Here is a 26956-nt window from a genome sequence, read left to right as displayed (position 1 = left end):
TCGTGAGCGCCATGTCTGCAACTAAGGAGTCACTTCATGCCTCCTGACCTCCAGTCAGCACCTGCTCCTCTTGAGAAGCTCGAACAGCTTCTGAATCAAAAGGTCGAAAAAGGAGAGGTTGAGCTTCCGTTATTGCCTCAAGTCGCCAGCCAGGTCATGGCCTTGACGTCGGACCCTTCGGCAGACGCGGCCAAACTGTCTTCGCTCATCCATCAGGATCAGGCCCTCGCGGCGCACGTGCTCCGCATCGCCAATTCGCCCGCGTACATGCCGCGAAGCCCCGTCGTCTCTCTTCAACACGCCGTCGCCATGCTCGGCATCAACTTGCTGTCCGAAATCGCCTTCACCGCTTCGCTAAAAACAGGGGCATTCCAGGTGCCGGGATATGAGGACGACGTGAAGCGATTGTGGCGGCATTCGTTAGGCAGCGGCGCGTTCGCAAAGGAAGTCGCGCGGATACGACGCGTGAATGTGGAAAGCGCATACCTGTGCGGCCTCTTACATGGAATCGGAAAGCCCGTCGTCTTGCGCACCGTCACGACGCTCGCCCGTGACCAGAAAATCACCTTGGACGGCTCAGCGCTTCGCATGCTGATCGATGGGTACCATACGCGTGTCGGCCACCTCATCGCAGAAAAATGGAACCTCCCCAAACCGGTCATGGAAGCCATTCAACACTATAGTGATTACGATCACGCCACGGCGTTCAAACAGGACTGCATGCTCACCTGCGTTGCCGATCGACTGGCCAGCAATCTGCTCGCACCCGAAGACATGCCTGATGAAACATTGCGCGAGCATCCGGTATTCACGGAGTTGAACCTGTATCCTAATGACATTGACCAGCTCGTCGCGGGGAAGGACAAGGTGCTGGCCATCGTCAACGCGATGAACCTATGAGTACACCAACTGTTTTTGACATCATCGTCATTGGAGCCGGCCCCGCCGGCCAAAAAGCGGCCATTCAGGGCGCCAAAGCCAACAAGCGCGTGGCGCTCATTGAACGGGAACGCGGCATCGGGGGCAGCTGTGTCTACCGCGGAACGATTCCCAGCAAGACGTTACGAGAAAGCGCCCTTCATCTTGATGTGCTCAAGCGAGCCAGCGCGGCCTTCGAATTCAACCTCAGACCTGACACACAAATCGCCACCCTTCTGGGCCGGCTGGAAGACGTAGTGAAGGCGCATGATACGTTCATGAGCCAACAGCTGCGGCGCAACGGCATCTTCCTTTTCCACGGCCGCGCGTGCTTCGTCAACGACCGTGTGATCGAAATGCAGACTGTTGACGGAGCCAGTCAACGCTTCACCGCCGACACCATTGTGATTGCCACCGGGTCGCGCCCGAGAAATCCGCCGGAGATTCCCGTCGATCACGAACATATCCTCGACAGCGACTCACTCCTTTCAATGATCTATTTGCCGCGCTCGCTGACGATCATCGGTGGTGGCGTCATCGGATGCGAGTATGCCTCGATTTTCTCTCTGTTGGGCACGCAGGTGACGTTGGTCGATCAAGCCCCCGCGCCCCTTCAGTTTATGGACCAAGAGCTGGTCCGGCAATTCATCACAATTTTCGAGCGACAGGGCGGGCACTACCTGGGAGGGCAGAAAGTACGGGAAGTCCATTGGGATGGCGCAGCGCACGTCGTCACAAAACTTGGCAGCGGTATGACCGTGAAAAGCGAAAAGATGCTCGTTGCGCTCGGAAGGCAAGCGAATGTCGAGGATCTCAATCTGAGCGCCGCAGGGCTCCAGGCCACGGCTAAGGGTACTCTTCCGGTCAACCAATTCTGTCAGACGGATGTCCCTCACATCTACGCAGCCGGAGATATGGTCGGTGCGCCGACCCTGGCGTCAAAAGCCATGGAGGAGGGCCGCAGGGCTGTCCGCCACGCCCTCAACCTCCCGGTCGGCGATGCCGCCTCCACCATTCCACTGGGCATCTATACGATTCCGGAAATGGCCAGTATCGGCCTTGACGAGAAAAGTGCACGGGAACGGTACAGAGATCCGCTGGTCGGACGGGCCAAGTTCGAAGAAATCGCTCGCGCACAGATATCCGGTGCCGGCCATGGTCTCCTCAAGATGGTGGCTGATCCCGACGGCGAGCGGCTCCTGGGCATTCAAATCGTCGGGGATTCCGCCACGGAACTGGTGCACGTGGGCCAATTGGCTCTTCAAAGCACCGCAACCATCGAATCCTTCATCGATAACGTCTTCAACTTTCCGACCTATGCCGAGGCCTACCGGATCGCCGCGCTTGATATCCTGGGCCAAGTGGCAAAACGTCGATCGGCTAAAGCCGCGTAGGCGTCCAACGTCCCAATCCATCGCTCTCCTGATTGAATGCGCAGCTCCCGATCGGCCGGAATCAGAGGAGACACTGCGTCGGTCGAAGAACTACTCGAGGTCGCTCTCGTGAGGTTTTCGCTTGAATAATTCCATTTCCAAGTCTTGGACTACATGGTGGAGCCTGGCCCATTCATCGGGATCCAACTTCACAAACTCGCATCCGAAACTGCCGGCTCGAAACCATCGCACCACCGCTTTGGAAATCTGGATGGGAGGTTCATCCTCACAACTCTGAACCCGCAGCTGCAGAACCGTCCCCGGCTCCACTTCGATAAGAGTGTACACACGGCAACCTCGAATAGAGAGATCGCTCAGAGTGCCTTCACCCGACACGACGTTCGTTGAGCTGAACGAACTTCGAAATGTAACCGGAAAGCGGGCATCCTTTCGTTGTTCCACGGGCACACCCATAGGCGCGTGAGTTGCTAGCCTTTTATATTGCCGATTGGACGCAATTCCGCCACTGGTTTTGTGATTCCCGCACGATCGACTGCTTGGACCACCTCGGAGATGTTTTTATAGGCGAAGCCCGCCTCCTCGGCCAGGCCGGACATGGAGACGGCCTTCACGAGGATGCCTCGCTGCTTCATTTGACTTTGCACTTGCTCCCCCCGAATGGCTTTCTTCGCTTGCGCGCGCGACATCGTACGGCCCGACCCATGCATCGTCGAAGCAAAGGTGTCACGCATCGCTCCTTCCGTCCCCGCCAACAGGTATGAGCCGGTTTCCATTGAACCGCCGCAGATAACCGGCTGTCCTGTCGCGCGATACCGTGGAGGAAGATCGGGACTGCCGGGTCCCAAGGCCCTCGTCGATCCCTTCCGGTGCACGACCACATCGCCTTCCGGGTGCCGCTCGACTTTGGCGATATTGTGTGCCACGTCATAGACCAGCTCCATTCCCATCTCCTCAGCCGCTCGACCGAAGACCGCAGAGAAGGCTTCGCGGATCTGATGGGTGATGACTTGACGGTTGGCAAACGCCATGTTGGCGGCACAATTCATGGCCGAGAAATAATCCTGCCCTTCGATTGATGAAAAGGGAGCACAGGCCAGTTGCTGGTCCTTGACGGAAATTCCGTATCGCCGCATCGCTTTTTCGAATCCTTTAAGATAGTCACTCGCCACCTGGTGACCGAACCCGCGTGAGCCGCAATGAACCATCACGACGATCTGATCCTGTCCCGTAATCCCCCAGGCCGCAGCGGTCTCGTCGTCAAACACACGATCCTTAGAAACCACCTGGACCTCAAGGTAGTGGTTGCCCGACCCCAAGGTCCCCAGCTGATTGATGCCTCGACTGACCGCCCGATCGCTGATTTTCGATGGGTCCGCGCCGGCGATACATCCCCTCTCTTCAATCGCATCGAGATCCCGATGCCAGCCAAACCCCTGCTCGACACACCACCGGGCCCCCTTGGCTATGACATCCTCGAACGAGGAACGGTTCAACCGTACGAACCCACTCGCGCCCACGCCCGCCGGTACCCTCCGAAACAATTCCGTCATCAATCCTTCGAGGTGTGGCTCTACGTCCTCACGGGTGAGATCGGTTCTGATGAGCCGCATTCCGCAATTGACGTCATACCCGACGCCGCCGGGTGAGATGATGCCGGATCCGACATCAAATGCCGCGACTCCACCGATGGGAAAGCCATAGCCCCAATGGCCATCCGGCATGCACAGCGCGTACCGTCTGATGCCGGGCAGGCAGGCAACATTCGTCACTTGCTCGAACACCCCAGAATCCATGGCCTGAAGGATGGCCGGCGTGGCATAGATCCGCGCGGGAACCAGCATCCCATCCTTTTCTGTCGGAGGGATCTCCCAGACCTCGTCCAAGATCCGCACGACCCTCATGTCAGTATTCAGTTTCATGATCGATGACCCGGTTCATCATTTTCGCCCCACTGTTGTTCGCGAACGACGAAGAACGAGATACGCTTCGCGCATCTTATACATCCAACACGATCCTGACGGTCCATTGCCCTTGTTCCTGGGCGAGTCGATAGAGATGCTTGGTGACTCCTTTTACATCGGCCCTCAACGTTTGCGTGGAGCCATTGACCGGGTCACCATAAAGCAGCCCCCTTAGGTTCCAGCAGCCGTCGTCGTGCCGAGTGAGGATGAGTTCCGCCTTGCTGAATACGACCCCGGCCGCATCCTTCCAATACACCAGGTCCGAGAGCCAATCAAACAACAGCGCGGCGGGATCGTCGTCTGTTCGCTCAATCGCTTGTCGCCAAGAGGAGCCAATTGTGTCAGGATCAGCCAGCGCCTCCATGATCGCGCAGGTCGCTCCTTGGAAGAGTTCCTGAAGTGAATCGCCGGAGGCGTCGAATGCCAGATCAGCTGTGGCGATGTCGTCTAGAAACCGAAAAGAGTGAGGCATCCGAGTGCACTCGAAGCGCTGAGCCGATCAGAAGCGCCGCGGGGAGAGCGTACCCCTTGATTGTAGGCTACTCAAGCTCGAAGATCTTGGGGAAGTTGGTGAGATTGCGACAACCGTCCCGCGTCACCAGCACCATGTCCTCGATTCGGACCGCTCCCAATCCCGGATAGTACAGTCCTGGTTCGACGGTAACGACATGGCCCTCTTGCAGGAGAGACCCGGTTCGGCTGATACGAGGCGCTTCGTGAATATCCAGCCCTACCCCATGCCCGGTCCCGTGAAAGTACCCCTGCCTACGGCCGTTCACCACGCCGGTCTTGTATCCCGCTTTCTCGAAACGCGCGCAGATGCCGTGATGGATTTTCATTCCGTCGGCGCCGTCCTTGATCTTGTCGATGGCCTCTTCCTGGGCATCCTTCACGATTCCATACAACCGCTTCAAGTCCTGACTCACCGTCCCGCGTATGACCGTACGCGACATATCCGCAAAATAGCGGCTCGTCGCAGATCGAGGAAACACGTCAAAAATAATGCTGCGATGAGCCGGCAAGGGGCCGCTCCCTTCATTGTGCGGATCACAGGCTTGCTCCCCTCCCGCCACAATCGTATGTTGGGCCACGCAGTTCTGTTCCATGAGTCTCACGTTGATCAGCTGTTTCACCCGTTCGGCGGTCAAGACGGCTACATCAAGCCAGAGCGCTCCGTCACGTATCGTCGCCCGCCGCAGCATATCATGCGCTGAAGCCACGGCATCTTCAGTCGCTCGCTGAGACTGTTCGATATGGCGAACCTCTTCCGCACTTTTCACCACACGTTGCTCGTAGAAGGGATCGCGCTTCGGTTTCAGGCTGTATCCCAACTCTTGCAACCGTGTGGCATGGATGAATGGGAAATTGGCCGGCACCAGCAGACGGCGCACCTTGAACTCTTTTAACACGATGTGCACGATATCGACCGTCGTCGGGTCTTTGATACCCTGGTTCTTCGCCTTCTGTTCGATCTCGGAGTAGGACAGCACTCGATCGACCGACGCTTGAGCCCTGGCGCGATCCATTTCCAGGTCACTCATGACCATCAATCGCTCACCCTTGACCTCCAAATAGATAAACGGATCCGGAGCGATGAATCGCGTCGCATAGAACAAATTCGAGTCCTGTTCGCTGGCGGCAATGAACAATGTGGCGGCTTCAAGGTGAGACATCGTGGTGCGTTTCATGGATGTATCAGTGGAATGATAGCGCTCGGCAATGCCGCTGCAAACGAGGGACCGCGGCGCACCCTCTGGGGTACGTTGAGGGACTAAACGATGCGAGAACGAAGCCGGCGAGCATTTTCAGCATCTTGAACGGGATGCTAGCATGGGAGCGTAGGTCGGTCAAGAATTGGTGTTGGTCAAGGCACGACAGGAGCTGGTGAGAGAGTCATATCCTTTGGTCTCACTCCAGTTTCTTCATCGGGCGTTACCAGATCCATGGGAAGCGTCAGCGTATTCGTCAAGACATCGACCGCCAGTTGGGCCAAGCCCGACAGGCCGGTCGCAAAGGACTTTACCGGCAGATAGGTCACTTCAGGATCTTCTAACGCGCCCTTCACGGTGAACATTGCTGTGGCCAACCCCTTGCGGTCCCCGGCAATGATTCGGCCAAAGAGTGGAATCGTCTTGAGAAATTGTGAATAGGACCCAAACGGACTCACGGCCACGGCGAGATCCAGTTGATCCGTCGGCAGGTCGTAATTTCCGGCGGCGGTAATCTTCAGAATCGGGCTATCGATAATGAGATTTTCTGTCTGAAACATGCCGTCTTGAATGGTCACGATCGCGGATATCCTGTTATACGGGAGTCCCTCCTTTTCAAGATCGACCTTCCCCTGCAGCACAGCGGGGAGGTTCAGCAAACTGATGATTTTCCATACCGCCCGCTCATTTGATTTTAGGATGCGCCCGTTTTCCAACAACAGCTCGACTTTTCCGTTCAACGAAGGGTAGATCCCGTGTGGATTGCGTCCGTGGCCTCGAAGCACACCGCTGAAACGGATTTCTCCTGACACACTGTGGGCTTGCGTCTTCGTCAGTCTCATGAGGTCATCGAACTCCACTCCGGTGGCCCGGAACGAGAGGTCAAGGTCCGCCGGCGCCTTGGGTGGAAGTTGCACCACCAGCCGTCCAGCCACGTGTCCGTGGGTCGACTCGCCGGAAATCCGGTCGATATCCAATACACCGTCCTGAATATTGATCCGCGCCGAAATCGCGCCGAACTTCATATGCCTGTAGTGCCCCCGCGCGACAGCCGCCGACATAGTGACATGACTGGTGGCCGCTAACGTTTCGAGAAACTCACGAATCGGAGTCCGCTCACCCTTCGGAATCAGCAAACCCAAGTCAAGCTGGTTTGATTCGATCCTCCCGGTGATCAACGGCTTTGCCGGCCAGTTTCGAATCGCGGCCTCTATGGCAATGTCGCTGCCCTGAACTTTGAACGACAGCCGCTTGAGTTCGACCTCGTTGCGCACAAATTTTACGCGCGCATAGAGGTCCTGAATATGTCCTTCGATCCCCTTGGCCGTCATCAATCCATTCGTCAACCCCATCCATCCGGTGATCCGCCACGCCTTCCAATCCGTGTCTTTGCCTTTGATGTCGAGCGAGAGCTCGAGATTACCTGCCTCAAGCCAACTCTTGGATGCCCACTCCGGCAGACTGGATACCGACAACGTGCTGGTCGCCACGGCCATATCAATCATGAAGCGATCGCCGAAATGCAGGGTTCCCTTAGCCGGAATACTCACCGCGGGCAAAACCAGCTCTACCCGATGCAACGTCACACCGGTGCCCTGGGGCATCATGCCTTCAAACTCGACCGTGGCCTGCGCTCCAACAGGTTTTTCTATCGACCCCAGCGTCACTTTAGCCTCATCGAGCACGACTGTTCCTCGAATCTGCGGCCTCGTCGTCGAACCTGCTAGAACAACTGCCGAGCTGAGCGTACCCACGAAGGCCTCTGGTTGAGTTACAGCGGGTCGGAACAAGCGCGCCATCTGCGCAGCATCGCCGCGCGTACGAATGGCAAAGTCTTGAAATACGCTCGCCGTGCCGCCGCCAATCATTCCTTGGACCTGCACAGTGGTCCCTCCAAGATGTCCGGTGACTTGTTCAAACTGAGTAGACCCATCAGCCAGAACGAATCGCCCCTGCACTCCGGTCAGACGCTCAGGCAACGCGACATGGGAGAAACTGATCTGACGAGCTGTAATCTCCCCACCGGCAAACGTAATCCCACCGGACTGATTCAAAGGGCCCACAAGACGAAAGGTCGACTGTGCCATACCCTCCGCATCCCGAATGCCGGCAAGCATTTGCGTGACTCGCCCGGCCGATACGGTCTTGGCCAAAAACTCCAGCAAATGCGCAGCCCCCGTCTCTCCTGTGATCTCCAGTTCGAGCCACGGGCCTGCGTCAAGAAACGACACCTCCGCTTTTCCATCAGTGATGTGCATCGCTCCGTACAGTCCGGTCACCTTCGCGATGCGAACACGTCCAGCCTCTACAATGACGACCGCAGCCAAATCTTTCACCGCCACACGATCGCGGCCGATCAGTCCTTGACCTTCACGAATATGGAACTCCCCGGTCGTCGAAAGCTGAGGGCCGGTCGTGGCAGATCCGGTCAATGTCGCATTGATGACCTGCACCTTGCCGTCAATCTGGCGATCTGCCAGTACAGCTGGAAGCTGCGGGTGGATCCAAGCCGAGGGAATCGTTTTCAGCAGCTGAGGAAGAGCGACAAGCGTGCTGGTGAACGTCACCGAAAACGTGGGCTGAGGCGTCAGAAGGCCGGCGAGATTGGCATTTCCTGTCATCGTGATATCGTTCAAATGCGCGGTCATCTCTGATAACACCATGTCATACCCGGCTACCCCCGGCATCACGCGAACGGTGCTCCGGAGATTCAAGGCACCTTGAAGATGCTCAGGAACCGGCCGAGGGCCAAGAAAGTCAGCGGCGTCACGCACTTTGAGATCAGCGGCATCGATATGTCCTTCGAACTGAAATCCTGAACCAGGTTGTCCTGTTTCTTCCCCGGATAAGGACACTGGTTGCTCCGCTTGTTTGATGACTCCATCGAGTGAAACAGCCGATAGTCCCTGCGCCCCTTGGTGAGCCGCCGACGCATGCAATTCCGCAAGCCCACGGTCGGCCCGGACAAGCAGGCCGAACTCGACGTGTTCCAATTTGATGGACCGAATTCCATCGGGTCTGGCCGAATCGATGACGGTAATCGTGCCATTCACGAGCTTGGCTTCCCTGATCATGAATGTCTGGGCCATCTGCTCCATCGTTCGTTCATCGGTATCGGCCTGGCCGTTCAATCCATCCAGAACATTCCAGCGACCACGTTCGTTCCGCCGAAGCGTGAGTGTCGGCTCCTCGATCAATAATCGTTTCCCAACGACTTGCTTCTTGAGAAGCGGCCAGAGACGCAGAACAAGATTGACCCGCTTAGCCGTCAATACCGCCTGATCCGATTGGGGGTCATGAATGGTGACGTCGGAGAGTTCCACACGAATGCGCGGGAAGACGACAAATTTCACGCGATGAACGTCGATCTTCCTCCCCAGGCTCTCTTCGAGTTGATTGAGGACAAAGTCCTTGAGATAGTCTTCCCCGGTCAGTTCTCTGGAGAACGCAAGAAAGATTCCGACCATCATCACGAGGGAAAGGATAATGACAAGCGCAAGCCGAAGACGGGACACACCACCCCCTCAGAGCACATAAGCGTCGTTCTTGGCATCTTACCGGATCGATCAGTTTAAATCTATCAACTCAGCGTTCTACAAGGGATTTCTCACCGCGCCTTCACGCGTCCTCGACGTCCCTTCGATGTAGATAAGGCGTAAAGAAATCGTTCGCGTCACTACCATCTTGATATCGCACCAGCAGTCACACCCTCTCATCTTCATCTGACTTTCCCGAGTTGACAGAGAACGGGTATTGGAACTACACCTTGTCTATGGACACTCATCCTCTCGCAGGACAGCCGGCACCCACGTCAATCCTCGTGGATCTGAGTAAGCTCTTGTCTGCGTATTCGACCGGGAAGCCGGACCCATCTGCCCGTGAACAACGCGTTTCATTCGGCACGTCAGGGCATCGAGGCTCCTCTTTTAAGCACAGCTTTAACGATGATCATGTCGCGGCGATCACTCAAGCAGTCTGCGAATATCGGACTGCACAGCATACGACCGGCCCGCTCTATTTGGGGAAGGATACGCACGCACTGTCGGAACCTGCCTTGGTCACTGCGCTCGAAGTCCTCGCGGCAAATGGTGTTGAGGTCATGATCGACAGGAATGACGGATTCACACCGACGCCCGTTATCTCACATGCGATCCTCACTTATAACCGAGGCCGAACTTCCGGGTTAGCCGACGGTGTCGTCATCACTCCATCCCATAATCCGCCGGAAGACGGCGGGATCAAATACAACCCCCCGCATGGAGGACCCGCCGATACGCAGGTCACCAAGTGGATTGAGGACCGAGCGAATGCCTTGCTGAGCCAAAAACTCCACGGCACGAAGCGCATGTCGATCGGACTGGCCCGGCAGGCACCCACAACCCATCGACACGAGTACACCGGCGCATATCTTGGGGACCTTATCAACGTAATCGATTTCGATGTCATCAAGTCCGCCAGATTGAAGCTTGCCATCGATCCCCTAGGTGGCTCCGGTGTGGCCTATTGGCAGCCACTGGCAGAGCGCTACGGACTCGATATTGAGATCGTCAATCCGGTAGTTGATCCGACATTTCGATTCATGCCGTTGGACTGGGACGGCAAGATTCGCATGGACTGTTCATCTCCCTATGCGATGGCCAATCTCATCGCTTTGAAAGATCGCTTCGACGTGGCATTCGGAAACGATGCGGACAACGACCGGCACGGCATCGTGACTCGCTCCGGCTTGATGAATCCCAATCACTTCCTCGCCGTTTCGATTGCCTATCTCTTCGCCAATCGTCCCGGCTGGCATTCTGACGCTGGTATCGGCAAAACCTTGGTCAGTAGTAGCTTGATCGACCGAGTTGCCGCCAAACTTCAACGAAAACTTGTCGAAGTGCCGGTGGGCTTCAAGTGGTTCGTGAGCGGTCTGCTCGAAGGATCACTCGGCTTCGGTGGCGAAGAAAGTGCCGGCGCATCGTTCCTCCGTCACAACGGCACAGTCTGGTCTACCGACAAGGACGGCATCATCATGGACCTGTTGGCGGCTGAGATGATGGCCAAAACCGGCCGCGATCCGTCCGAGTTATACCGGGACCTTACCGGAGAACTTGGTGAGCCGGTCTATGAACGCGTCGATGCACCTGCGACGCCTGAGCAAAAAGCCGTTCTCTCCAAACTCTCACCCGATCAAGTGAACGCAGCCGAACTGGCCGGAGACCGAATCGTAAGCATGCTGACCAAAGCTCCGGGCAACAACGCAGCGATCGGTGGTCTGAAAGTCGTGACCGAGAACGGCTGGTTCGCCGCCCGGCCCTCAGGCACGGAGGATGTGTATAAGCTTTACGCAGAAAGTTTCAAGGGAAGAGAACATTTGAAACAGATACAGGAAGAGGCACGAGCGTTAGTCGGGAAAGCCCTGAAAATCCATTGATGCCCGGTATTCCGAATATGGAGTTCCTCGAGGTGAGCAGCGCTCCATACCAAGGTGCCTCATCCGATATCCGCAAGGACAAGCCTGATTCCCACCTCCTTCTACCATGAACCAGCCTGCTCTTCGATGGCCTCTTCCGAAGCATGATTATTGGTCCACGCCCTTTGCGGAATCGCTGCTCCGCCATTTGGATCTTCGTCCAGGTATCGGCGTTCTCGATGTCGCCTGCGGTCATGGCATTCCGGCCTTTTATTTGGCTGAACAGGTTGGCCCAACAGGAGAAGTGATGGCCATCGATGCGAGTGCCGGTCAAGTCGCACGCGCGCGAGCCATTCAAGGTTCGCAATTGCCATGGCTTCGATTCGAGTGTATGGACATGCGATCCCTGCCTGCCGATCTGCCGACATTTGATCGCATCACGGGAAATCTTTCGGTCATGTTCTTTCGCCCGAACCGACTCAGAGCGGTTCAGGGACTGGTGCAACATCTCAAACCGGGAGGTCAGCTGGTGCTGACCTTTCCATCGCATGGGACGTTCGATTCACTCTGGCAGCGAATAGATCAGGCGATGATCCAGCACGGCCTGATTGGCGAGCAAGAGCGTTTTCAGGGTTACCTGAACGAACGACCTTCAGCGCAAGATGGGCGACGATGGCTCGAGGAACTCGACCTTGAGCACATCGAGGCAATTGAATACCCACTCGAAGTCACGACCGGCCCCGATCATGAGTTTCTCTATCACCCGCTGCTTCGCGGTGGTTTTCTTGACGACGTCTACGAGTGTTTTGAGGATCAGTCCCTCGCCGACCGGTTTATGATCGAAATCTCGCAAGACATTGCTCGATTCACACCGCTGATTGCTCAACGCTGTGTGCTTTCGGGATGCACACGCACTTCGTGAGAAACCGGAGAGACTAGGATGGACGATTTGGAAGAAATCTGAGGAGGACATGGCCATATCCTCCTCAGTCGTTTCAGCAGGTCTTAGCGGTTCATCGGTGCGATATAAGGATACACCGGCCCTGTAGACTCGATACTTCCGATGACATCCACGCGCGCCTCATGAGCTCCGCCTTTGTTGCTGTCCAACTGCGTCACCAGCTCCTTGTGGGTATCAATAACATCGACCCGACGTGTGTCGGCAGTAAGACTGTTTGAGGTGTCCGCCATGGCAGTTGCAGCCATCGACAAGAATCCAACGGTCAACATCATACTCTTCACACTCATGACATCCCTCCTCTTATAAAGTGAACTCTGTATACTCATGCTTTTTTTATAATTCCGTCACATGAACGCCACATGAATAAATCATGAAGACTTCTTCATGAGCGTTCTTTAATCGAGAGCTCGCTGTAGTTTTGGCGGGGGGATTATCGAGAAGCTCACTCGCAGTATGAAAGTACCGCCTGGCCTGCTGAAGACAAGAAACGAAAGTCTATGCGAAACGAGGAAGGATCGAAATACAATGCCCCATGATCACCGTGAGATGCCCCAGGTCGATCTTTCTTTACGATGCGCGGTCGCTCTGTTGCTCGGCATGATAGGAACTTCTGACCAGCGGACCCGATTCAACGTGACTGAAACCCATTGCGAACCCTTCCTCTTTTAATGCGATGAATTCAGACGGATCGTAGAATCGGGCGACGGGAAGGTGGTCTCGCGTCGGCTGGAGATATTGACCGATGGTGATGATGTCGCAATCAACCTTCCGGAGATCGTGCATGACTTCGCGCGCTTCATCAAGTGTTTCACCCATCCCTACGATCAGACCGGACTTCGTTCTCATTCCATGCTGCTTTGCGCGTGCAAGAAGGTCGATCGATCGCTGATACTTTCCCTGTGGGCGGATCGATGAGAAGAGCCGTCTCACGGTCTCAATGTTGTGATTCAAAATCTCCGGCTTCTCCGCACAGACTGCCGCCAGAGCTGCCTCATTTCCCTCGAAATCCGGAATCAATACTTCAATCGTGCAGGTCGGATTGAGATGTCTGGTCTGCCGAATTGTTTCGGCGAAGACCGACGCGCCCCCGTCCTGTAGTTCGTCGCGATTCACGGACGTGATGACGGCATGGAGAAGACCGAGCGCGCGAATCGCCTCTGCGACACGATATGGCTCTCCGTTATCGACCGGAATCGGCTTCCCGGTCTGCACTGAGCAATAGTGGCAGCGCCTGGTACAGATGTCGCCGAGGATCAGGAACGTCGCGGTGCGGGCATTCCAACATTCCCACCTGTTTGGACAGCCCGCCTCTTCGCAAATCGTGTGGAGCTTCAGCCGCTCCATCGTTTGCTTAATATCGAGATACTCCGGGCCGGTTTTGGCCTGCACCTTGAACCATGACGGAAGACGAGGCCGGCCATCAGAGGATGCCTCGTCTCGCCGAACCGGTGAAGACCGGAGATGGCCCAGCGGAACAAAGGTCATGAGGCTATCCATTCACCGAGCGAGATCTAATCCAGTTCTTGATCTTCTCAAAGAAACCACGTTGCGCCGGCTCGGCTTGCGGCGGATCCGGATACTCCACCCAGAGTTCCTGGGAACCGAGATAGACACCGTTGCGAAAACTCATTTGAGTCTTGAGTTGTCTGTACCCCTGAGCCTGTAAGGCCTGGATCAAAACGGTGAGTGCTTCCTCGGAGGTCCGATGTATCTCCGTCGTGACACGGACGGTTTCATACCGCAAGACCGCCCGATACCCTTGTCCCGTTCGCTCGAACTCGACCGGCCGGCTGAATCCGCGTTCGCGGTCATCCAACCCGGCAAGCTGATGTTTGTCGAACCCCACCTGCCCCATCAGTCATGCTAACGCTCTGAAGACGGCAACTAAGTCGCTGAGCGCGATGGTCTTGTTCCTGAGCACGGCCCGTTCAGCTTGCATCGCCTCTCGACTCTTCGTGTCGGCCGAACCGGCTTTTAAACACGCGGCACCCAGCGTCAGAATCCGGTCACACTCTTCGGCGAGCTTCCTCTTCACGACTGGATTGACCGACAGGATTTCCATGAGCTGTCGGCGTGTCTCATCGAGGTGCGTCTGCAGTTCGGAATCCGGATAGTTCTTCCGAGCGGCGTCATCGAAGCAACGATCCAGGTACTGCGTGAGAAAGACGTAGAGACGCACGAGCGTCGCCGCGATCTCGGTCTGATCTTCGGGAGAAATAGCCATCGCCTCAGCTCCCTGCCCTGCTCGTCCTTTCAGACTCGTTCATACCTAAAGTAATACTTTCACATCATCGCCTTCGATTTGCACCTGATAGGCCAGTACCTTTGCAGATGGATTATTCAGGCAGGCGCCGGTCGTCACGTTGAATTGCCATCCATGCCAAGGACAAGTCACGACGTTCCCTTCCAACTCTCCTTCTCCCAAAGGCCCTTCACGATGACAGCAGGTATTGTCGATGGCACGGATATCTCCCTCTACATTAAATACTGCCAGACTCATCCCGTTTACTTCTGCCACAATACCGTGTCCCGGCTTCACATCGGCTACCGCTGCTATGCGTATGAACTCTGCCATTCCTTCCCTCCGCAATGACGTCTTCAATTAGAGCTAAAGGGTTGCTTGATCTTTTTGAGCAAACTATCGATGGACGAGCCGCTTTTTCCATCAGATTTTAGCTTGTCCATGATCGTCTTCGCAATATCGCGGAAAGCCGCGGCTTGGGGAGATGCCGGATTGGCTACCACGATCGGATGGCCGGTATCTCCACCATCCCGGATGGCAGGATCAATCGGGATCCGTCCAAGAAACGGGACACTGAGCTTCGCCGCCGCCCGCTCACCTCCACCGTAGGAGAAAATCTCCGTCCGCTCACCGCAGTGTCCGCATACGAAGTGGCTCATGTTTTCCACGATTCCTAGAAGGGGAACATTCACCTTCTGGAACATGCCCATCCCCTTACGGACATCATAGAGAGCCACCTCTTGCGGCGTGGTGACGGTAATTGCCCCGGCCAATGGAACCATTTGCGATAAAGAGAGTTGCACATCACCGGTACCCGGAGGCAGATCGATGAGCAGATAGTCTAACTCTCCCCACAGCACATCCCGAAAAAACGCTTGCAGATACTGGTGAACCATCGGCCCGCGCCACACGAGCGGGGCTTCTTCAGGCACCAGAAATGCCATGGAGATCAGCTTCACCCCATAATTCTCGACAGGAACAATTTTACCGTCCTTCTGTTCCGGTCCGGTCGTGCTGCCCATCATCATGGGGATATTGGGGCCGTAGAGATCGGCATCCAATAATCCAACCTTTGCCCCGGCCAATGCCAATGCACAGGCCAGATTCGATGCAACAGTCGACTTGCCGACACCTCCTTTACCGCTGCTGATCGCAATGACGTGCTTGACTCCGGGGATCAATGTATCTTTTGCCTGGGGCTGCTCGGCCCCATGAGCATGTTCGTCAGCCATACGTATTCTCCCATCCGATTGTGCTCGACCGTCGCCATATGCTGAGACGCCTCGTCGAGCCGACATAAAGTGTACGGTCTCATCTTAAGCGATGCGATGCGTGAAATGAAATGGGTCGCTTGGACCATGGCTCTATAACCGACTGGGGAAGGCGAAGCCATGGACATCAGTCGTTAGGCATGTATACTGAAGTCAAACGGAGTCGATATGCAGGTGCCTCGATGACCATGTCGCCATCACTTGAGCCGGCCATCGTTCGTATCGGTGAGCAGCTCGCACAGCTCTCCGCCGGGCTTTCGCCCTCCCTCTTCGACGGTCGCTGGTGGTCCCAGTCGGCAATTAATTTGGCCATGAAGGACGCCTCGTTCAAGACACGCTTGTTTCACTTCATCGATGTGCTTCCTGTCATTCAAGATGACGAACGAGTCGTCTCGCTCGCCGAAGAGTATTTCGGTCGATCAGGCAGCGAGCTGTTTGGACTTCAATGGGGATTGAAGGCAGTGGCCTCTACCGGCATCGGCGCACGCCTCGCAGGCAAATCGATCAGAAAACAGGTCGAACAAATGGCGAGGACCTTTATCGCAGGCGCTTCGATCGAAGAAGCAGTTCCAGTCTTGTCCCAGTTATGGAAGGAAGGTCGGGCCTCCTCTGTTGATCTGTTGGGAGAAGCCACGATCAGCGAGCTGGAAGCCGATCACTACCGTGATCAATGCCTGAACGCGTTGAACGAGTTTGGGAAAGCAGCCGAAGCCTGGCCCTCCGCTTCCCTGCTTGAGCGAGACCATCTGGGGCCGATTCCGCGTGTACAGCTTTCACTCAAGATTTCCGCCCTCTCCTCACGACTGGATCCGATCGATCCCGATGGAAGTTACGAGTCGGTCGCCGCGCGCCTCCGTCCGCTGGTCGACCGGGCGCAATCGCTCCCCGCCGGCCTCATTTTCGATATGGAGCAAGCAGAAACGAAGAATCTGATCTTGGACATTTTCAAACGGCTCTTTGCCGAGCCCGCCTATCGGACCTATCCCTACGCCGGGCTTGCGCTGCAGGCCTATCATCAAGAAACCGAACAAGACGTAGAGGACTTGCTGGCCTGGGTCCGCACGCGCGGCGTGCCGATCACGATCCGACTGGTCAAGGGAGCCTATTGGGATTCAGACACCGTCCGATACCGACAAGCCGGTTGGCCGGTTCCCCTTTTTGAACACAAAGCGGAAACCGACCTGAATTACGAACGCTTGATTCCGGTGCTGTTTCGACATGCCGATCTGATCCGCCCCGCCTTCGGCACGCACAACCTTCGTACCTTGGCGGCTGTGGAAGCCCACGCGGAATCGCTTGGACTGGCACCTGAAGCCCGAGAATACCAGATGATCTTCGGTATGGCCGAGCCGTTCCAACACGCCATGGTGAAATTGGGCCGTCGCGTCCGCTTGTATACCCCCGCCGGACGTTTGCTCCCCGGCATGGCGTATTTGGTTCGGCGACTGTTGGAAAATACATCCAATGAATCGTTCCTGCAAAAGGAGTATGTGGAATCCCAACCGCTCACCCGGTTGCTCGCCTCCCCGACCGTCTCGTCCGACATTCGCCGTTTATCAGTGAGCGTTCCGCCGGTGTTCAACAATGAGCCGCATAGTGACTTTTCTCTGGCCGCGACTCGGACAGCCATGCAGGCGGAGATTGTGTCGGTTCGGTCTCAGCTCGGCCGCCGACGGGAAGCCACGGTCACGGAGAGAGGTCAGACCGGTCCGTTATTGGAATCCCGCAATCCTGCGCAACCAAGTGAGATCGTGGTTCAAGTGCGGAGTGCATCGGTATCCGATCTAAATGAAGTTATCGAACATGCACTGAAACAATGGGACGGCTGGCGGCAAAAAGCCCCGGAAGCTCGGTCGGACATTCTGCGCCAGGCTGCCTCCGCAATGGGTCGTCGCCGCTACGAACTTGCGGCATGGGAAATCTTTGAAGTCGGCAAACCTTGGCGTGACGCTGATGCCGATGTTGCTGAAGCCATCGATTTTCTCCGCTACTACGCCGACGAAATGGACCGTCTCGCACAACCGGTGCGGTTAGGTACCCATCCGGGAGAACTCAACCAGCGCACCTATGGTCCACGCGGCGTAACCGCAGTCATCGCGCCATGGAACTTTCCCCTCGCCATCCCGACGGGAATGGTCTCGGCCGCGCTCGTGACCGGCAATCCTGTCCTCTTCAAACCATCGGAACGGTCGTCCGGCCTGGGGATTCTGCTCACCGATATTTTGATCGAGGCGGGCGTACCGGCTGGTTGCTTGACATGCCTTCCAGGTGGACCGGATATGGGAGAAGCGCTCGTGGCGCATCCCGATGTCGTCACGATCGCGTTTACCGGATCAAAAGCTGCGGGGCTTCGCATTCTCAACGAAGCGTCGCATGTTCGCCCGGGACAGCGCATGATCAAGCGGGTCATCGCAGAGATGGGGGGTAAAAATGCCATCGTTGTCGATGAAACGGCGGATCTCGACGAAGCGATCGCCGGCATCATGACATCATTCTCGGGCTACGCGGGACAAAAGTGTTCGGCCTGCTCACGGGTGATTGTTCATCGCGCCGTCTATGACTCCTTCGTGGCCCGTCTGCGCGAAGCGGTCCTGAGCGTGGAAGTCGGCGATCCTTGGAAGCCGGGCACTAAGGTGGGACCGGTGATCGATGCACGAGCCCAAGCAAGCATCCAACGATATATTTCGCGTGGCCAGGAGGAAGGCCGGCTGCTTGTGCAACGAACCGTGGACCAGAACGGGTATTTCATCGGACCGACGGTGATTGTCGATATCCAACCGCACCACCGTTTGGCGCAAGAGGAGATCTTTGGACCGGTGCTGGCGGTCATGAAGGCGGAGAGCTTCGCCGATGCGATTCGGTTGGCCAACGGAACCGACTATGCATTGACCGGAGGAGTGTATGCCAGAAGTCCGGCTAGTCTTGCCAAGGCGCGGGAGGAATTCGACGTCGGGAACCTCTACTTGAATCGGCCGATTACAGGCGCCTTGGTCTTTCGTCAGCCCTTCGGAGGGCATCGCTTCTCAGGAACGGGGGCGAAAGCCGGCGGGGAGGAGTCCCTGACTCAGTTCATGATTACCAGAGTGATCAGCGAAAATACCCTTCGCCGAGGATTTGAATCCGCGCAATGAAGCCTTCAGCGGTTTGACATCGTGTTCCTCAAGTTCTTCCGTGATTTCCGTCACGACACCGCGGTCTTCTTTGACGGCGGATAATTCCTGCCGTTCCGAATATTTCACCAGCCCGACGCCCTTCGCGAACCAAGCCGTCATCACATCGATTCCTGAAACGGTCCGGCGGCTGCCCGATAAACGAATCTTCATGTTCATCCGTGCTTCTACTTTTACGGCATCCTGAAACGTCCCGGCCGGGACCGTGATGGTTTCTCGAGCGACCACCTTACTCCATCCCTGGACATCGACTTTTTCATCAGTTCCATCACGATCCATGTCGCTGCCGAAATCCACCCCCATGCGGTCAAACTGTTGAAACGACGAAGGTACTTTAAGGGGAAATCGGAAAATCTGATACGGTGTAATCTGTTTCTCCAGCGGTGTTCCTGGGTCCGACCCATAGTACACGATGCCGACCGCGTCCCGCCGATAATAACTGTCCGATGGCCCATGATCTCCCGGATTGGTGTCATGGAACACCGTCACGGCGACTCCATTGATCGTCTTGGTTCCTGAAACCGTCGACACGTTCGTGAAAAACTTCAGTTCGATGGTCTGAAGCGGGCCCTCGCTGATTTGGCCACGATAGGTCCAGCGGCTTCCGAGCGTGTCAGGGAAATACTCCTCGGACTTGAGGATCGTCAGTGCCTCCTCCGCGCCAATCGACGTGGGCCAGGCGTACAGCCCCAGGAGCAAACAGATTCCCACTGTCAGTACCACTCGCAGAGGCAGTCTACGTCTCACCATGATCATGCTCCAAATACCGAGTTTTGACGGTACCACAGGAATCCCGATAGCGGCAAGCCACCGGCGTTCCTAGGATCCGGTCTGGCGCTCGACTCCCGCTTGCCTTCGGCGGTTACTCCCCGCATAATTCTCTCCGCATGGAATCTCCGGCATCGTCAATACTTCCTGTCGCGGACCGCCCGACCAATGCCGTTGTTCATTCGGCTGCACTGATCACTGGAGCCTCCGGAGGCATCGGTCGGGCCATCAGTCAGGCGTTTGGAAGGATCGGATGGTACGTCGGTGTTCATTACTATCGGAATAACCCGGCGGCGGAAGCGACCTTGGATGGCGTCGTCAAAGCCGGTGGAACCGGTGACATCTACTGTGCGGATATTCGAGAAGCTGAATCCATACGCCGCATGATCGACACTTTCGCCAATCGCTCGTCTGGTCCCCTGGCCTTCATCTGCAACGCAGGAATCGGACAGAGCGACTTGCTTGTGCGCCATTCAGAAGAAATCTGGGATAACGTCATCGCCACCAATCTCACGGGAACGTTCCACTGTCTGCGGGCGATTGCGCCGCAGTTGCTCGTTCGCGGTGGAGGCTCCATCATTGTCATCGGTTCCCACACAGGGTTCCATGGCGCGACCGGCCAGAGCGCATATGCAACCTCGAAGGCCGGTTTGATCGGACTCGTCAGAACGGCCGCGCTGGAATGGGGCGCACAGAATATTCGAGTGAATCTCGTGCTACCGGGATGGCAGAAGACCGACTTGACCGAAGGCCTGTTTCCGGGAGAACACGGCTGGCCCGACCATGCGTTACGCCGTCCGCCGGCCATCGAAGAAGTCGTCGGGACCATCGTTCACTTGGCCCAACTCAAGGATGTATCGGGACAAGTGTGGAACTGCGACAGCAGACATCTTTGATTGAGATGAGGCCTCACATGCCGGACACCGTTGGAGCGGGATCATGAAAGGCGGAATCTTCATCACCGGCACCGATACCGGAGTTGGAAAGACACTCGTTGCGGCTGCGCTCGCCCTTCATCTCAAAAAACGCGGGCTTTCGGTGGGCGTGATGAAACCCATTGAGACCGGGGTCACCGCAGGAGGAGAAGCCCGATCGGATGCCGCGCGGCTGCGAGCCGTCATTGAAAGCGAGGAGGCGCTCGGAGCGATCCGCCCCTACTCGTTCGAACTGCCGGTCGCTCCACTCGCCGCGGCTCGAATGGAGGGACAGGATATCAATCCAGGCACGATCAGAAAAGTCTATCGGCTCTTCTCCAGCCGATATGACTGCATGGTGGTGGAGGGAGTCGGCGGGGTACATGTACCCATCACGGGCCGTGACGACGTCATGAGCTTGATCAAGCTCTTGCGGCTTCCAGTCGTGGTCGTTGGACGGTCCGGATTGGGCGGGATCAATCATGCATTACTGACCATCGAGGCCCTTCGACGAAAGCAGATCCACATCATCGCCCTCGTCTTGAATCGGACCGACTCAGTCCGATCGGCCCTCTCCCGATTTCAAGAGCGATCAACCCTTGAGATTCTCCGCCAACAGGCTGGTGTACCACTGGTCGGCCCGCTCCCCTATGAACCCGGCATGCCGGGCCGTTTCTGTCCCTCAGCCAAGCATCTTGCCCGATCCGCTGCAATCAAGAAGCTGGCGAAGTTGGTGCTGAAATTCGCGAGACGAAGTCGTTGACGGCGTCCCGAATGTCCAGCGCCTTCAAAATCGCGGAAATCACCGCCACCCCGTCGGCTCCTGCACGCATCACTTTCTCAACATTCTGCGGCGTAATCCCGCCTATGGCGAAGATCGGCAGCGCCGTCAGCAGACGAATCTCCGTCAGTCCCTCAACGCCGACGATGGGATCATGATCGGCCTTGGAACTAGGCTTAAAGATCGGGCCAAATCCCAAATAGTCCGGTTCACCGGCAATCACCGCCGACACCTGCTCCGGATTGTGCGTTGAGACGCCGATCAGCTTGTCAGGTCCCATCACGGCTCGCGCAAGACTGAGCGGAAGATCTCCCTGCCCGAGATGGACTCCGTCCGCATCTACAGACAGCGCCAGGTCGCAGCGGTCATTGACGATGAACAGCACACCGAGTTCCCGCGCGACATTCCTGAGCACCGACGCTTCAGCGTAGGCCGCCTTCATCGAGTCAGTCTTGTTTCGGTACTGAAAGAGCTTGGCACCGGCTGCGGCCGACACCTTCAAGACATCCGCCAGAGGGCGATGGGGACTGATCGAAGGATCGAGAATGACATAGAGGCCGGACAGTGCCCGGGCACCAGAACTCTTCCTGGCGGATGCCTCCATCATGTTCCCGGCCGCTTGGAATGATCCAACGCCTTCTGTTTGACAAGGCGGAAATGCGCTTCCAGCTCTTGACGCATGGCGACCGCTACGAGCCAATCCGGTACCATGGCCTCGATCTCAACGACGAGTTCAAAATCGGCGCGTGTCTGATTTCCCTCTCCGGCAGGCTGGAGTCTCCAGACTCGATGATAGCGCTTGAAGTCTCCGCCCTTCAGCTCGGTCACGAGGCCGCCATCCGGCAAGGCCTTTGACTCCGTGACCAGCCGATGCTCGCCGGGCATCAACGCGTGATCGATGCGAAGGTCGACCGTGGCCACTCCATCTCTGATATTCAACCCGGCCACCCGCATTCGCACTTCGAAGAGATCGGGCCAATGTCGATAATCAGTCAACAGCGCCTGAACCACGGCCGGGCTCGCCGGGAAGAGCACATGCGCCGTCGCACGCACTCCGCCGCCGGACTCTGCCGCGACCTCTAACCTGTCGGTTTCAGCCGCCACCGAAGTGACAGCCCCCCACACCGCAGCGGACTGAAGATCTGTAAAGACCAGCAGCAAGAGAAGAACCGGGAATATTCCGCTTCGCTTATCCAACAATCGCATCCAGCAACCGCTGGTGAATCTTCCGAACCCGTTCAAGTTGCCCCTTGGCCGGGAAACGCTCATAGAAGCCGTCGGCACGAAAGTCCTTGGTCAGAGGCGCCCAAGGCTTGACGATCTCGGCAAACGGCTTGTGGGAACGTTGCTCGTCCCAGTCATTGATGAGCTTGCGATCCACGATCAGATCGTCCAGCACACGAATCAACGCCTTCAGTGTCACATCGCGGGTGAACATATACCGCTCGTTCTGCCCCCAGACCTCGCTCATGACGTCCTTCACTCCTTTGAGGTAATCGCGCACCAGGGCATAACACCGATCGGGTTTCATTCCAAGGTGCGACTCCATCCAGCGCTTATGGGCCGTCACGACCTTCAACAGCTCATTGAAGACCTCGGACTGCAGAATCCACTTTTCCTGTTTGCTCCGTCCTCCCAGTCGATTGATCTTATACTGCAACGGCGAGTCCGGCTCGCCGTACAGGAGATCGGCGACCTTCGCGGCGAATTTCTTTTCCGGACTTTCCCACGACACCTTTTCATACAGATCAACCAAATGTGACCGGTTGATCCGCGTGTGCGTGGAATTGATGATGACGAACATTTCCGTGGCGAAGTCCGCGCTCCGTCCGTCGAACAACAGGCAGGGCACCTCGACCTGCGCGCTTTGATCCGAATGTTTTTCATGGAAAAAGTGAAGCCCGGCGAGGCGGTGTTGTCCGTCGATCACCAGATACTTTCCCTTGGGTTCGCTCAAATGGCCGATTGATTCCGAATCGTCCATTTTTTGGAATCGAAGTGTTTCATCGGTAAACAGCAGCACCGTGCCGGGAATCATCGGCTGGGCCACGACAGTCTCATAAAAATTGACGATCTGCTTGATCTTCTGCCGATTCAAAACGCGCTGAAAGCCTTTTTCGCTGCGTTCGATTCCTGCGATGAACTGCGCCACTTCGTCATGCTCGGAGATCTTGCTTTGTGCGATTTCTTCACCTTCGAAATAGTAGCGGCTCGTAAAGCGAACCTTTTCCAACAACGCATCGGCTTTATACGCGATAAAATAGAACGTGCCCTCTTTCTGCTTGATCCGCGTGGCGAGCATAGGGCCTCCAGTGGTTGACAGAGAACCTGACGGAAAGATTCTACGCGCACACTCACATGGCCGCAAGATAATCGGCTGTGTTACCATCCGAACCGATGTTCAAGCGACAGGTCTCACTCAGTCTTCTGGTGTCGATATTTCTACTCCCTCTCGCGTTCTCCGTCGATGCCGAGGCACAGAGGGTCGACGATGCTGGAGCCACCACGGAACTTTCATGCAGCTTTGCAATGGAGAAAGGCCAAATTGGACGCCCATGCCGCGTTCCATTTCCACAAGGATGCCTTGTTGCGTATATTCCCGGCACTCAGCAACCCTGGACGACGATCTCAAAAGGAGGGAAACTGCAGTGCCGCTTCGACGAGAAGGAAACCGATTGGAAGACGCGGATCACCGGCACATGTGGCAGATGCCAATCGGTCTATTGTTCAGTTCAGTTCAGCGTACGTTTTGATTGTTCCGCTCACCACTAATCGCCCGTGTGTCCATGTCTCTTTCCACAGCCTTCAAACAAGAAGCTCGCTCCCTGGGATTTGATGCGGTCGGCATTGTGCGCGTCAACCCCGACGATCCATCCTCGTCGACCAAAGATCAGCCAGTCACGTCCTCCAACGATCATACGACATCCCTCCCCCGGCGCCTATTCAGTCGTCTTACCGAATGGCTCCGCCGAGACTATCACGGCACCATGGCATGGATGGGACGTGCTCCTGAAAAACGGGCCGACCCTCGCTTAGTACTGCCTGGATGCCGATCAATCATTTCGTTGGGGATCAACTATCTCACTGAACATCGGGCCAATGAACAGCCCGGTCATGGTCGTATCGCTCGGTATGCTTGGGGGAAGGATTATCACAAGGTCCTGAGCGGCAAACTCAAGCAACTTGAGCAATTCATTCACACTGTGACACCGGACGCTCAAACCCGGTCCTATGTCGATACCGGCCCGGTTATGGAAAAAGCCTGGGCGGAACAGGCGGGCCTTGGCTGGATCGGAAAACATTCCAATCTTGTCTCAGCTGAATATGGCTCCTGGTTGTTGCTGGGAGAAATTCTCACCACCTTGGAACTGGAGCCAGACGAACCGGCAACCGATCTCTGCGGCAGCTGCACCCTGTGCATTCAGGCTTGTCCCACCAAAGCCATCGTCGAGCCCTATGTCGTCGACGCCACTCGTTGCATTTCCTACCTCACGATCGAACTGCGCGGCGATGCCGACGCGATCTCCGATGACCTTCAGGCAGGCATGGGGAACAAGATCTTCGGTTGCGATGACTGCCTCGACGTATGTCCGTTCAACCTCAGGGCAGAACCGACCCAGGAGAGTGCCTTTCAACCTTCGAGCGTGACGCTGGCACCCACGTTGAGCGAGCTTTCGAGCATGGATGAATCGACCTTTGCCACGGTGTTTCAGCACAGCCCGATCCGTCGTGCAAAACATCAGGGGCTTCGGCGGAATGTCGCAATCGCGCAACACAACCTGACATCGTCCCAAACATCCCGGATCGTCTCATCGAAATAAGACTTTTCCCGGCTGATTCCGGTTCAGATAATTCTTCCTCTCCAAAATTGACTAATAGACCTTCGTACGCTAATATCCGGCGCATTTGAGTTAAGGGGACGGGGGGGTAAGGGGAGCCAATACGCTGCGCTCCTCAATGCAGCGTTTCTATTTCCACTAATATTAAAAGGGAGGCGACCATGCAGAGGTTTCGTGTGCTCACATCTACCCTAGGACTTGCCGTCCTATTGGGGGCCAGCGGGTGTATCACTATGCCCGGATCCGCAGGCGCAAAAGTCCATGATGTCACGTTCACGGCGACTGAGTCGGAAATCGTTATCGGCGGCACCGGCGAGAAGTACAAGGCCTGGACCTTTAATGGTCAGATGCCCGGCCCGGTTGTGCGGGTGACCGAGGGTGATACCGTCAATTTCACCCTCGTCAACCCCTCGACGAACGCTCAAGGCCATTCGATGGACTTTCACGCGGCAGAGCTCGACTTCCTGAAGAACTACCGAGAAATCAAGCCCGGCGAGACGATCAAGTATACCTTCGTCGCGAAGAAGCCCGGCGTGTTCTTCTATCACTGCGGTGCACCGCCGATGATCCAACACGTGGGCCGCGGCATGTTCGGGGCGATCATCGTTGATCCGAAGGATGCGAACGCCTGGCCCAAGGCCGATCGGGAATTCGTCTTGGTGCAATCCGAGCTGTGGAAGAACCCGGACAACGTGCAGGCGATGTTCGATCGGAAGTTTGACCATACGATCTTCAACGGCGGCATCTTCAAGTACCATCCCTTCTTCCCGGGATCGGAGCCGTTGGAAGTCAAGGTGGGCGAGCGGGTACGGATCTATTTCGTGAATGCCGGCCCGAACGAGTTCTCTGCTCTCCATCCAATCGCGGAAATCTGGGACAATGTCTACGAGAGCGGCAATCCTGCCAACAAATTCACGGGAGTCCAGACCTATGTGGTCGGTCCAGGCAGCGCCGCCACATTCGATATGATCGTTGATGAACCGGGCGCGTATCCTGTCGTAACCCACTCCTTAACGGGAGCCTTACGCGGAGCGATCGCGGTGGTGATCGCCAATCAGCACCCCAAGAAGTATGACAGCTTGATGCCACTCACACCCTGGAACCCGTAACCCCGGGCCAGGGTACGGAGGTCATACGGTTATTTCATCTTATAAAAAGGAGCAGACGACATGAGATTCTCGAAGCAGATAGCAACGGTCGCCGTTGCGGTAGCGGCAACGTGGACATTGAGCAGCGCAACATCTTTTGCGGCGGACCGATCGCTCTATGAGCGGCTGGGCGGGCAAGGCGCCATTCAGGCCGTCGTCACCAAGTTCATCAACAACGTGGGCGGAGACAAGCGGATTAACAGCTACTTCGCGACCACCGATCTCAAGAAGCTCAATAAGCTTTTGGTCGAGCAGGTGTGTGCGGCAAGCGGCGGTCCCTGCACCTATTCAGGTCGAGATATGAAGACAACGCACAAGGGCATGAAAGTCACCACCGCAGCCTTCAATGCGCTCGTGGAGGATCTGGTCAGCGCACTGGATACCTTTAACGTGCCGGAGAAAGAAAAGGGTGAGTTGCTCTCCGTCCTCGGACCGATGAAGAGCGATATCGTCGAAGTTCCTTGACGACTCGCAGTGGTGAACAC

At 56.4% G+C, this 26956-nt stretch carries 25 protein-coding genes; 10 read left to right on the top strand and 15 right to left on the bottom strand.

Annotation, left to right across the window (positions count from 1 at the left end):
* Positions 1-36: 36 nt before the first annotated feature.
* Entirely contained in the window at positions 37-900 is an 864-nt protein-coding gene (locus tag H8K04_07450; protein ID UVT17366.1) for an HDOD domain-containing protein, read from the top strand.
* Positions 897-2312 (top strand): Si-specific NAD(P)(+) transhydrogenase, encoded by a 1416-nt coding sequence (gene sthA / locus H8K04_07445; GenBank protein UVT17365.1) that lies wholly within the window; start codon positions 897-899, stop codon positions 2310-2312. Before H8K04_07450 ends, sthA begins: the two co-directional genes overlap by 4 nt.
* A 90-nt stretch (positions 2313-2402) precedes the next feature.
* Here the strand turns inward: sthA and H8K04_07440 are convergent, their stop codons facing one another.
* From H8K04_07440 to H8K04_07420, 5 genes are all read right to left on the bottom strand, one after another.
* Complete coding sequence (locus tag H8K04_07440) at positions 2403-2753, bottom strand: PilZ domain-containing protein (protein ID UVT17364.1); 351 nt, start codon at positions 2751-2753, stop codon at positions 2403-2405.
* A gap of 26 nt (positions 2754-2779) precedes the next feature.
* Entirely contained in the window at positions 2780-4213 is a 1434-nt protein-coding gene (locus H8K04_07435; GenBank protein ID UVT17899.1) for an RtcB family protein, read from the bottom strand.
* Between the two features lie 94 nt (positions 4214-4307).
* Entirely contained in the window at positions 4308-4745 is a 438-nt protein-coding gene (locus H8K04_07430) for an archease (protein ID UVT17363.1), read from the bottom strand.
* Positions 4746-4812: 67 nt separating this feature from the next.
* The gene (locus H8K04_07425) at positions 4813-5961 is read right to left on the bottom strand and encodes an aminopeptidase P family protein (GenBank protein UVT17362.1); all 1149 of its coding nucleotides are present in this window, start codon (positions 5959-5961) and stop codon (positions 4813-4815) included.
* Positions 5962-6137: 176 nt separating this feature from the next.
* Positions 6138-9497: an AsmA-like C-terminal domain-containing protein gene (locus tag H8K04_07420; protein UVT17361.1), complete on the bottom strand. Its 3360-nt coding sequence runs from the start codon at positions 9495-9497 to the stop codon at positions 6138-6140.
* Positions 9498-9754: 257 nt separating this feature from the next.
* On the opposite strand from H8K04_07420, the gene H8K04_07415 reads away from it, so the two are divergent.
* Both H8K04_07415 and H8K04_07410 read left to right on the top strand, forming a co-directional pair.
* Positions 9755-11398, top strand: coding sequence for an alpha-D-glucose phosphate-specific phosphoglucomutase (locus H8K04_07415; protein UVT17360.1), 1644 nt, complete (start codon positions 9755-9757; stop codon positions 11396-11398).
* Positions 11399-11504: 106 nt separating this feature from the next.
* Positions 11505-12299 carry a class I SAM-dependent methyltransferase gene (locus H8K04_07410; protein ID UVT17359.1) on the top strand — a complete coding sequence of 265 codons (795 nt, stop codon included), beginning with the start codon at positions 11505-11507 and terminating at the stop codon, positions 12297-12299.
* A gap of 83 nt (positions 12300-12382) precedes the next feature.
* Here H8K04_07410 and H8K04_07405 read toward each other — a convergent pair whose 3' ends face one another.
* From H8K04_07405 to H8K04_07380, 6 genes are all read right to left on the bottom strand, one after another.
* Entirely contained in the window at positions 12383-12625 is a 243-nt protein-coding gene (locus H8K04_07405; protein ID UVT17358.1) for a hypothetical protein, read from the bottom strand.
* A 280-nt stretch (positions 12626-12905) separates the two neighbouring features.
* Complete coding sequence (lipA, locus tag H8K04_07400) at positions 12906-13823, bottom strand: lipoyl synthase (protein ID UVT17357.1); 918 nt, start codon at positions 13821-13823, stop codon at positions 12906-12908.
* 4 nt (positions 13824-13827) lie between these two features.
* The gene (locus tag H8K04_07395; GenBank protein UVT17356.1) at positions 13828-14193 is read right to left on the bottom strand and encodes a hypothetical protein; all 366 of its coding nucleotides are present in this window, start codon (positions 14191-14193) and stop codon (positions 13828-13830) included.
* A 3-nt stretch (positions 14194-14196) separates the two neighbouring features.
* Positions 14197-14562, bottom strand: a complete 366-nt coding sequence (locus H8K04_07390; GenBank protein UVT17355.1) for a hypothetical protein — start codon at positions 14560-14562, stop codon at positions 14197-14199.
* A 45-nt stretch (positions 14563-14607) separates the two neighbouring features.
* Entirely contained in the window at positions 14608-14913 is a 306-nt protein-coding gene (locus H8K04_07385; GenBank protein ID UVT17354.1) for a Rieske 2Fe-2S domain-containing protein, read from the bottom strand.
* Between the two features lie 23 nt (positions 14914-14936).
* Positions 14937-15878 (bottom strand): Mrp/NBP35 family ATP-binding protein, encoded by a 942-nt coding sequence (locus tag H8K04_07380; protein ID UVT17353.1) that lies wholly within the window; start codon positions 15876-15878, stop codon positions 14937-14939.
* 155 nt (positions 15879-16033) lie between these two features.
* Here H8K04_07380 and H8K04_07375 point away from each other — a divergent pair, with 155 nt between their 5' ends.
* Positions 16034-18982, top strand: coding sequence for a bifunctional proline dehydrogenase/L-glutamate gamma-semialdehyde dehydrogenase (locus tag H8K04_07375; GenBank protein UVT17352.1), 2949 nt, complete (start codon positions 16034-16036; stop codon positions 18980-18982).
* Here the strand turns inward: H8K04_07375 and H8K04_07370 are convergent.
* Positions 18875-19771, bottom strand: a complete 897-nt coding sequence (locus tag H8K04_07370; protein UVT17351.1) for a hypothetical protein — start codon at positions 19769-19771, stop codon at positions 18875-18877. The genes H8K04_07375 and H8K04_07370 overlap by 108 nt on opposite strands.
* Before the next feature lie 137 nt (positions 19772-19908).
* Between H8K04_07370 and H8K04_07365 the strand changes: the two genes are divergently transcribed.
* Together H8K04_07365 and bioD are read left to right on the top strand one after the other, a co-directional pair.
* Positions 19909-20685 carry an SDR family oxidoreductase gene (locus H8K04_07365; protein UVT17350.1) on the top strand — a complete coding sequence of 259 codons (777 nt, stop codon included), beginning with the start codon at positions 19909-19911 and terminating at the stop codon, positions 20683-20685.
* Between the two features lie 43 nt (positions 20686-20728).
* Positions 20729-21466: a dethiobiotin synthase gene (gene bioD, locus H8K04_07360; protein ID UVT17349.1), complete on the top strand. Its 738-nt coding sequence runs from the start codon at positions 20729-20731 to the stop codon at positions 21464-21466.
* Here the strand turns inward: bioD and thiE are convergent.
* The 3 genes from thiE to H8K04_07345 are packed head-to-tail and all read right to left on the bottom strand — an operon-like array spanning position 21417 to position 23786.
* Positions 21417-22031: a thiamine phosphate synthase gene (gene thiE, locus H8K04_07355; GenBank protein UVT17898.1), complete on the bottom strand. Its 615-nt coding sequence runs from the start codon at positions 22029-22031 to the stop codon at positions 21417-21419. The genes bioD and thiE overlap by 50 nt on opposite strands.
* Positions 22032-22087: 56 nt before the next feature.
* Positions 22088-22681 carry an SRPBCC family protein gene (locus tag H8K04_07350; protein UVT17348.1) on the bottom strand — a complete coding sequence of 198 codons (594 nt, stop codon included), beginning with the start codon at positions 22679-22681 and terminating at the stop codon, positions 22088-22090.
* Positions 22674-23786 carry a DGQHR domain-containing protein gene (locus H8K04_07345; GenBank protein UVT17347.1) on the bottom strand — a complete coding sequence of 371 codons (1113 nt, stop codon included), beginning with the start codon at positions 23784-23786 and terminating at the stop codon, positions 22674-22676. The genes H8K04_07350 and H8K04_07345 overlap by 8 nt, the downstream gene beginning before the upstream one ends.
* Positions 23787-24270: 484 nt before the next feature.
* Between H8K04_07345 and queG the strand changes: the two genes are divergently transcribed.
* The 3 genes from queG to H8K04_07330 all read left to right on the top strand — a co-directional run bounded on the left by queG (position 24271) and on the right by H8K04_07330 (position 26936).
* Complete coding sequence (gene queG, locus H8K04_07340) at positions 24271-25305, top strand: tRNA epoxyqueuosine(34) reductase QueG (GenBank protein UVT17346.1); 1035 nt, start codon at positions 24271-24273, stop codon at positions 25303-25305.
* 179 nt (positions 25306-25484) lie between these two features.
* Complete coding sequence (locus tag H8K04_07335; GenBank protein ID UVT17345.1) at positions 25485-26432, top strand: multicopper oxidase domain-containing protein; 948 nt, start codon at positions 25485-25487, stop codon at positions 26430-26432.
* A gap of 60 nt (positions 26433-26492) precedes the next feature.
* Entirely contained in the window at positions 26493-26936 is a 444-nt protein-coding gene (locus H8K04_07330; GenBank protein ID UVT17344.1) for a group 1 truncated hemoglobin, read from the top strand.
* Positions 26937-26956: the final 20 nt, after the last annotated feature.

Source organism: Nitrospira sp. (assembly GCA_024760525.1).
In the GTDB taxonomy this organism is placed as follows: Bacteria; Nitrospirota; Nitrospiria; order Nitrospirales; family Nitrospiraceae; genus Nitrospira_D.
This window is presented reverse-complemented; position numbering and strand designations above follow the sequence as displayed.

Bases quoted from the DNA above. Each gene is read 5' to 3' on its own strand.
- H8K04_07450 (UVT17366.1), top strand. From the start codon at position 37: ATGCCTCCTGACCTCCAGTCAGCACCTGCTCCTCTTGAGAAGCTCGAA.
- sthA (UVT17365.1), top strand. From the start codon at position 897: ATGAGTACACCAACTGTTTTTGACATCATCGTCATTGGAGCCGGCCCC.
- H8K04_07435 (UVT17899.1), bottom strand. From the start codon at position 4,213: ATGAGGGTCGTGCGGATCTTGGACGAGGTCTGGGAGATCCCTCCGACA.
- H8K04_07430 (UVT17363.1), bottom strand. From the start codon at position 4,745: ATGCCTCACTCTTTTCGGTTTCTAGACGACATCGCCACAGCTGATCTG.
- H8K04_07425 (UVT17362.1), bottom strand. From the start codon at position 5,961: ATGAAACGCACCACGATGTCTCACCTTGAAGCCGCCACATTGTTCATT.
- H8K04_07415 (UVT17360.1), top strand. From the start codon at position 9,755: ATGGACACTCATCCTCTCGCAGGACAGCCGGCACCCACGTCAATCCTC.
- H8K04_07410 (UVT17359.1), top strand. From the start codon at position 11,505: ATGAACCAGCCTGCTCTTCGATGGCCTCTTCCGAAGCATGATTATTGG.
- H8K04_07405 (UVT17358.1), bottom strand. From the start codon at position 12,625: ATGAGTGTGAAGAGTATGATGTTGACCGTTGGATTCTTGTCGATGGCT.
- lipA (UVT17357.1), bottom strand. From the start codon at position 13,823: ATGACCTTTGTTCCGCTGGGCCATCTCCGGTCTTCACCGGTTCGGCGA.
- H8K04_07395 (UVT17356.1), bottom strand. From the start codon at position 14,193: ATGGGGCAGGTGGGGTTCGACAAACATCAGCTTGCCGGGTTGGATGAC.
- H8K04_07390 (UVT17355.1), bottom strand. From the start codon at position 14,562: ATGGCTATTTCTCCCGAAGATCAGACCGAGATCGCGGCGACGCTCGTG.
- H8K04_07385 (UVT17354.1), bottom strand. From the start codon at position 14,913: ATGGCAGAGTTCATACGCATAGCAGCGGTAGCCGATGTGAAGCCGGGA.
- H8K04_07380 (UVT17353.1), bottom strand. From the start codon at position 15,878: ATGTCGGCTCGACGAGGCGTCTCAGCATATGGCGACGGTCGAGCACAA.
- H8K04_07375 (UVT17352.1), top strand. From the start codon at position 16,034: ATGACCATGTCGCCATCACTTGAGCCGGCCATCGTTCGTATCGGTGAG.
- H8K04_07370 (UVT17351.1), bottom strand. From the start codon at position 19,771: ATGGTGAGACGTAGACTGCCTCTGCGAGTGGTACTGACAGTGGGAATC.
- H8K04_07365 (UVT17350.1), top strand. From the start codon at position 19,909: ATGGAATCTCCGGCATCGTCAATACTTCCTGTCGCGGACCGCCCGACC.
- bioD (UVT17349.1), top strand. From the start codon at position 20,729: ATGAAAGGCGGAATCTTCATCACCGGCACCGATACCGGAGTTGGAAAG.
- H8K04_07345 (UVT17347.1), bottom strand. From the start codon at position 23,786: ATGCTCGCCACGCGGATCAAGCAGAAAGAGGGCACGTTCTATTTTATC.
- queG (UVT17346.1), top strand. From the start codon at position 24,271: ATGTCTCTTTCCACAGCCTTCAAACAAGAAGCTCGCTCCCTGGGATTT.
- H8K04_07335 (UVT17345.1), top strand. From the start codon at position 25,485: ATGCAGAGGTTTCGTGTGCTCACATCTACCCTAGGACTTGCCGTCCTA.
- H8K04_07330 (UVT17344.1), top strand. From the start codon at position 26,493: ATGAGATTCTCGAAGCAGATAGCAACGGTCGCCGTTGCGGTAGCGGCA.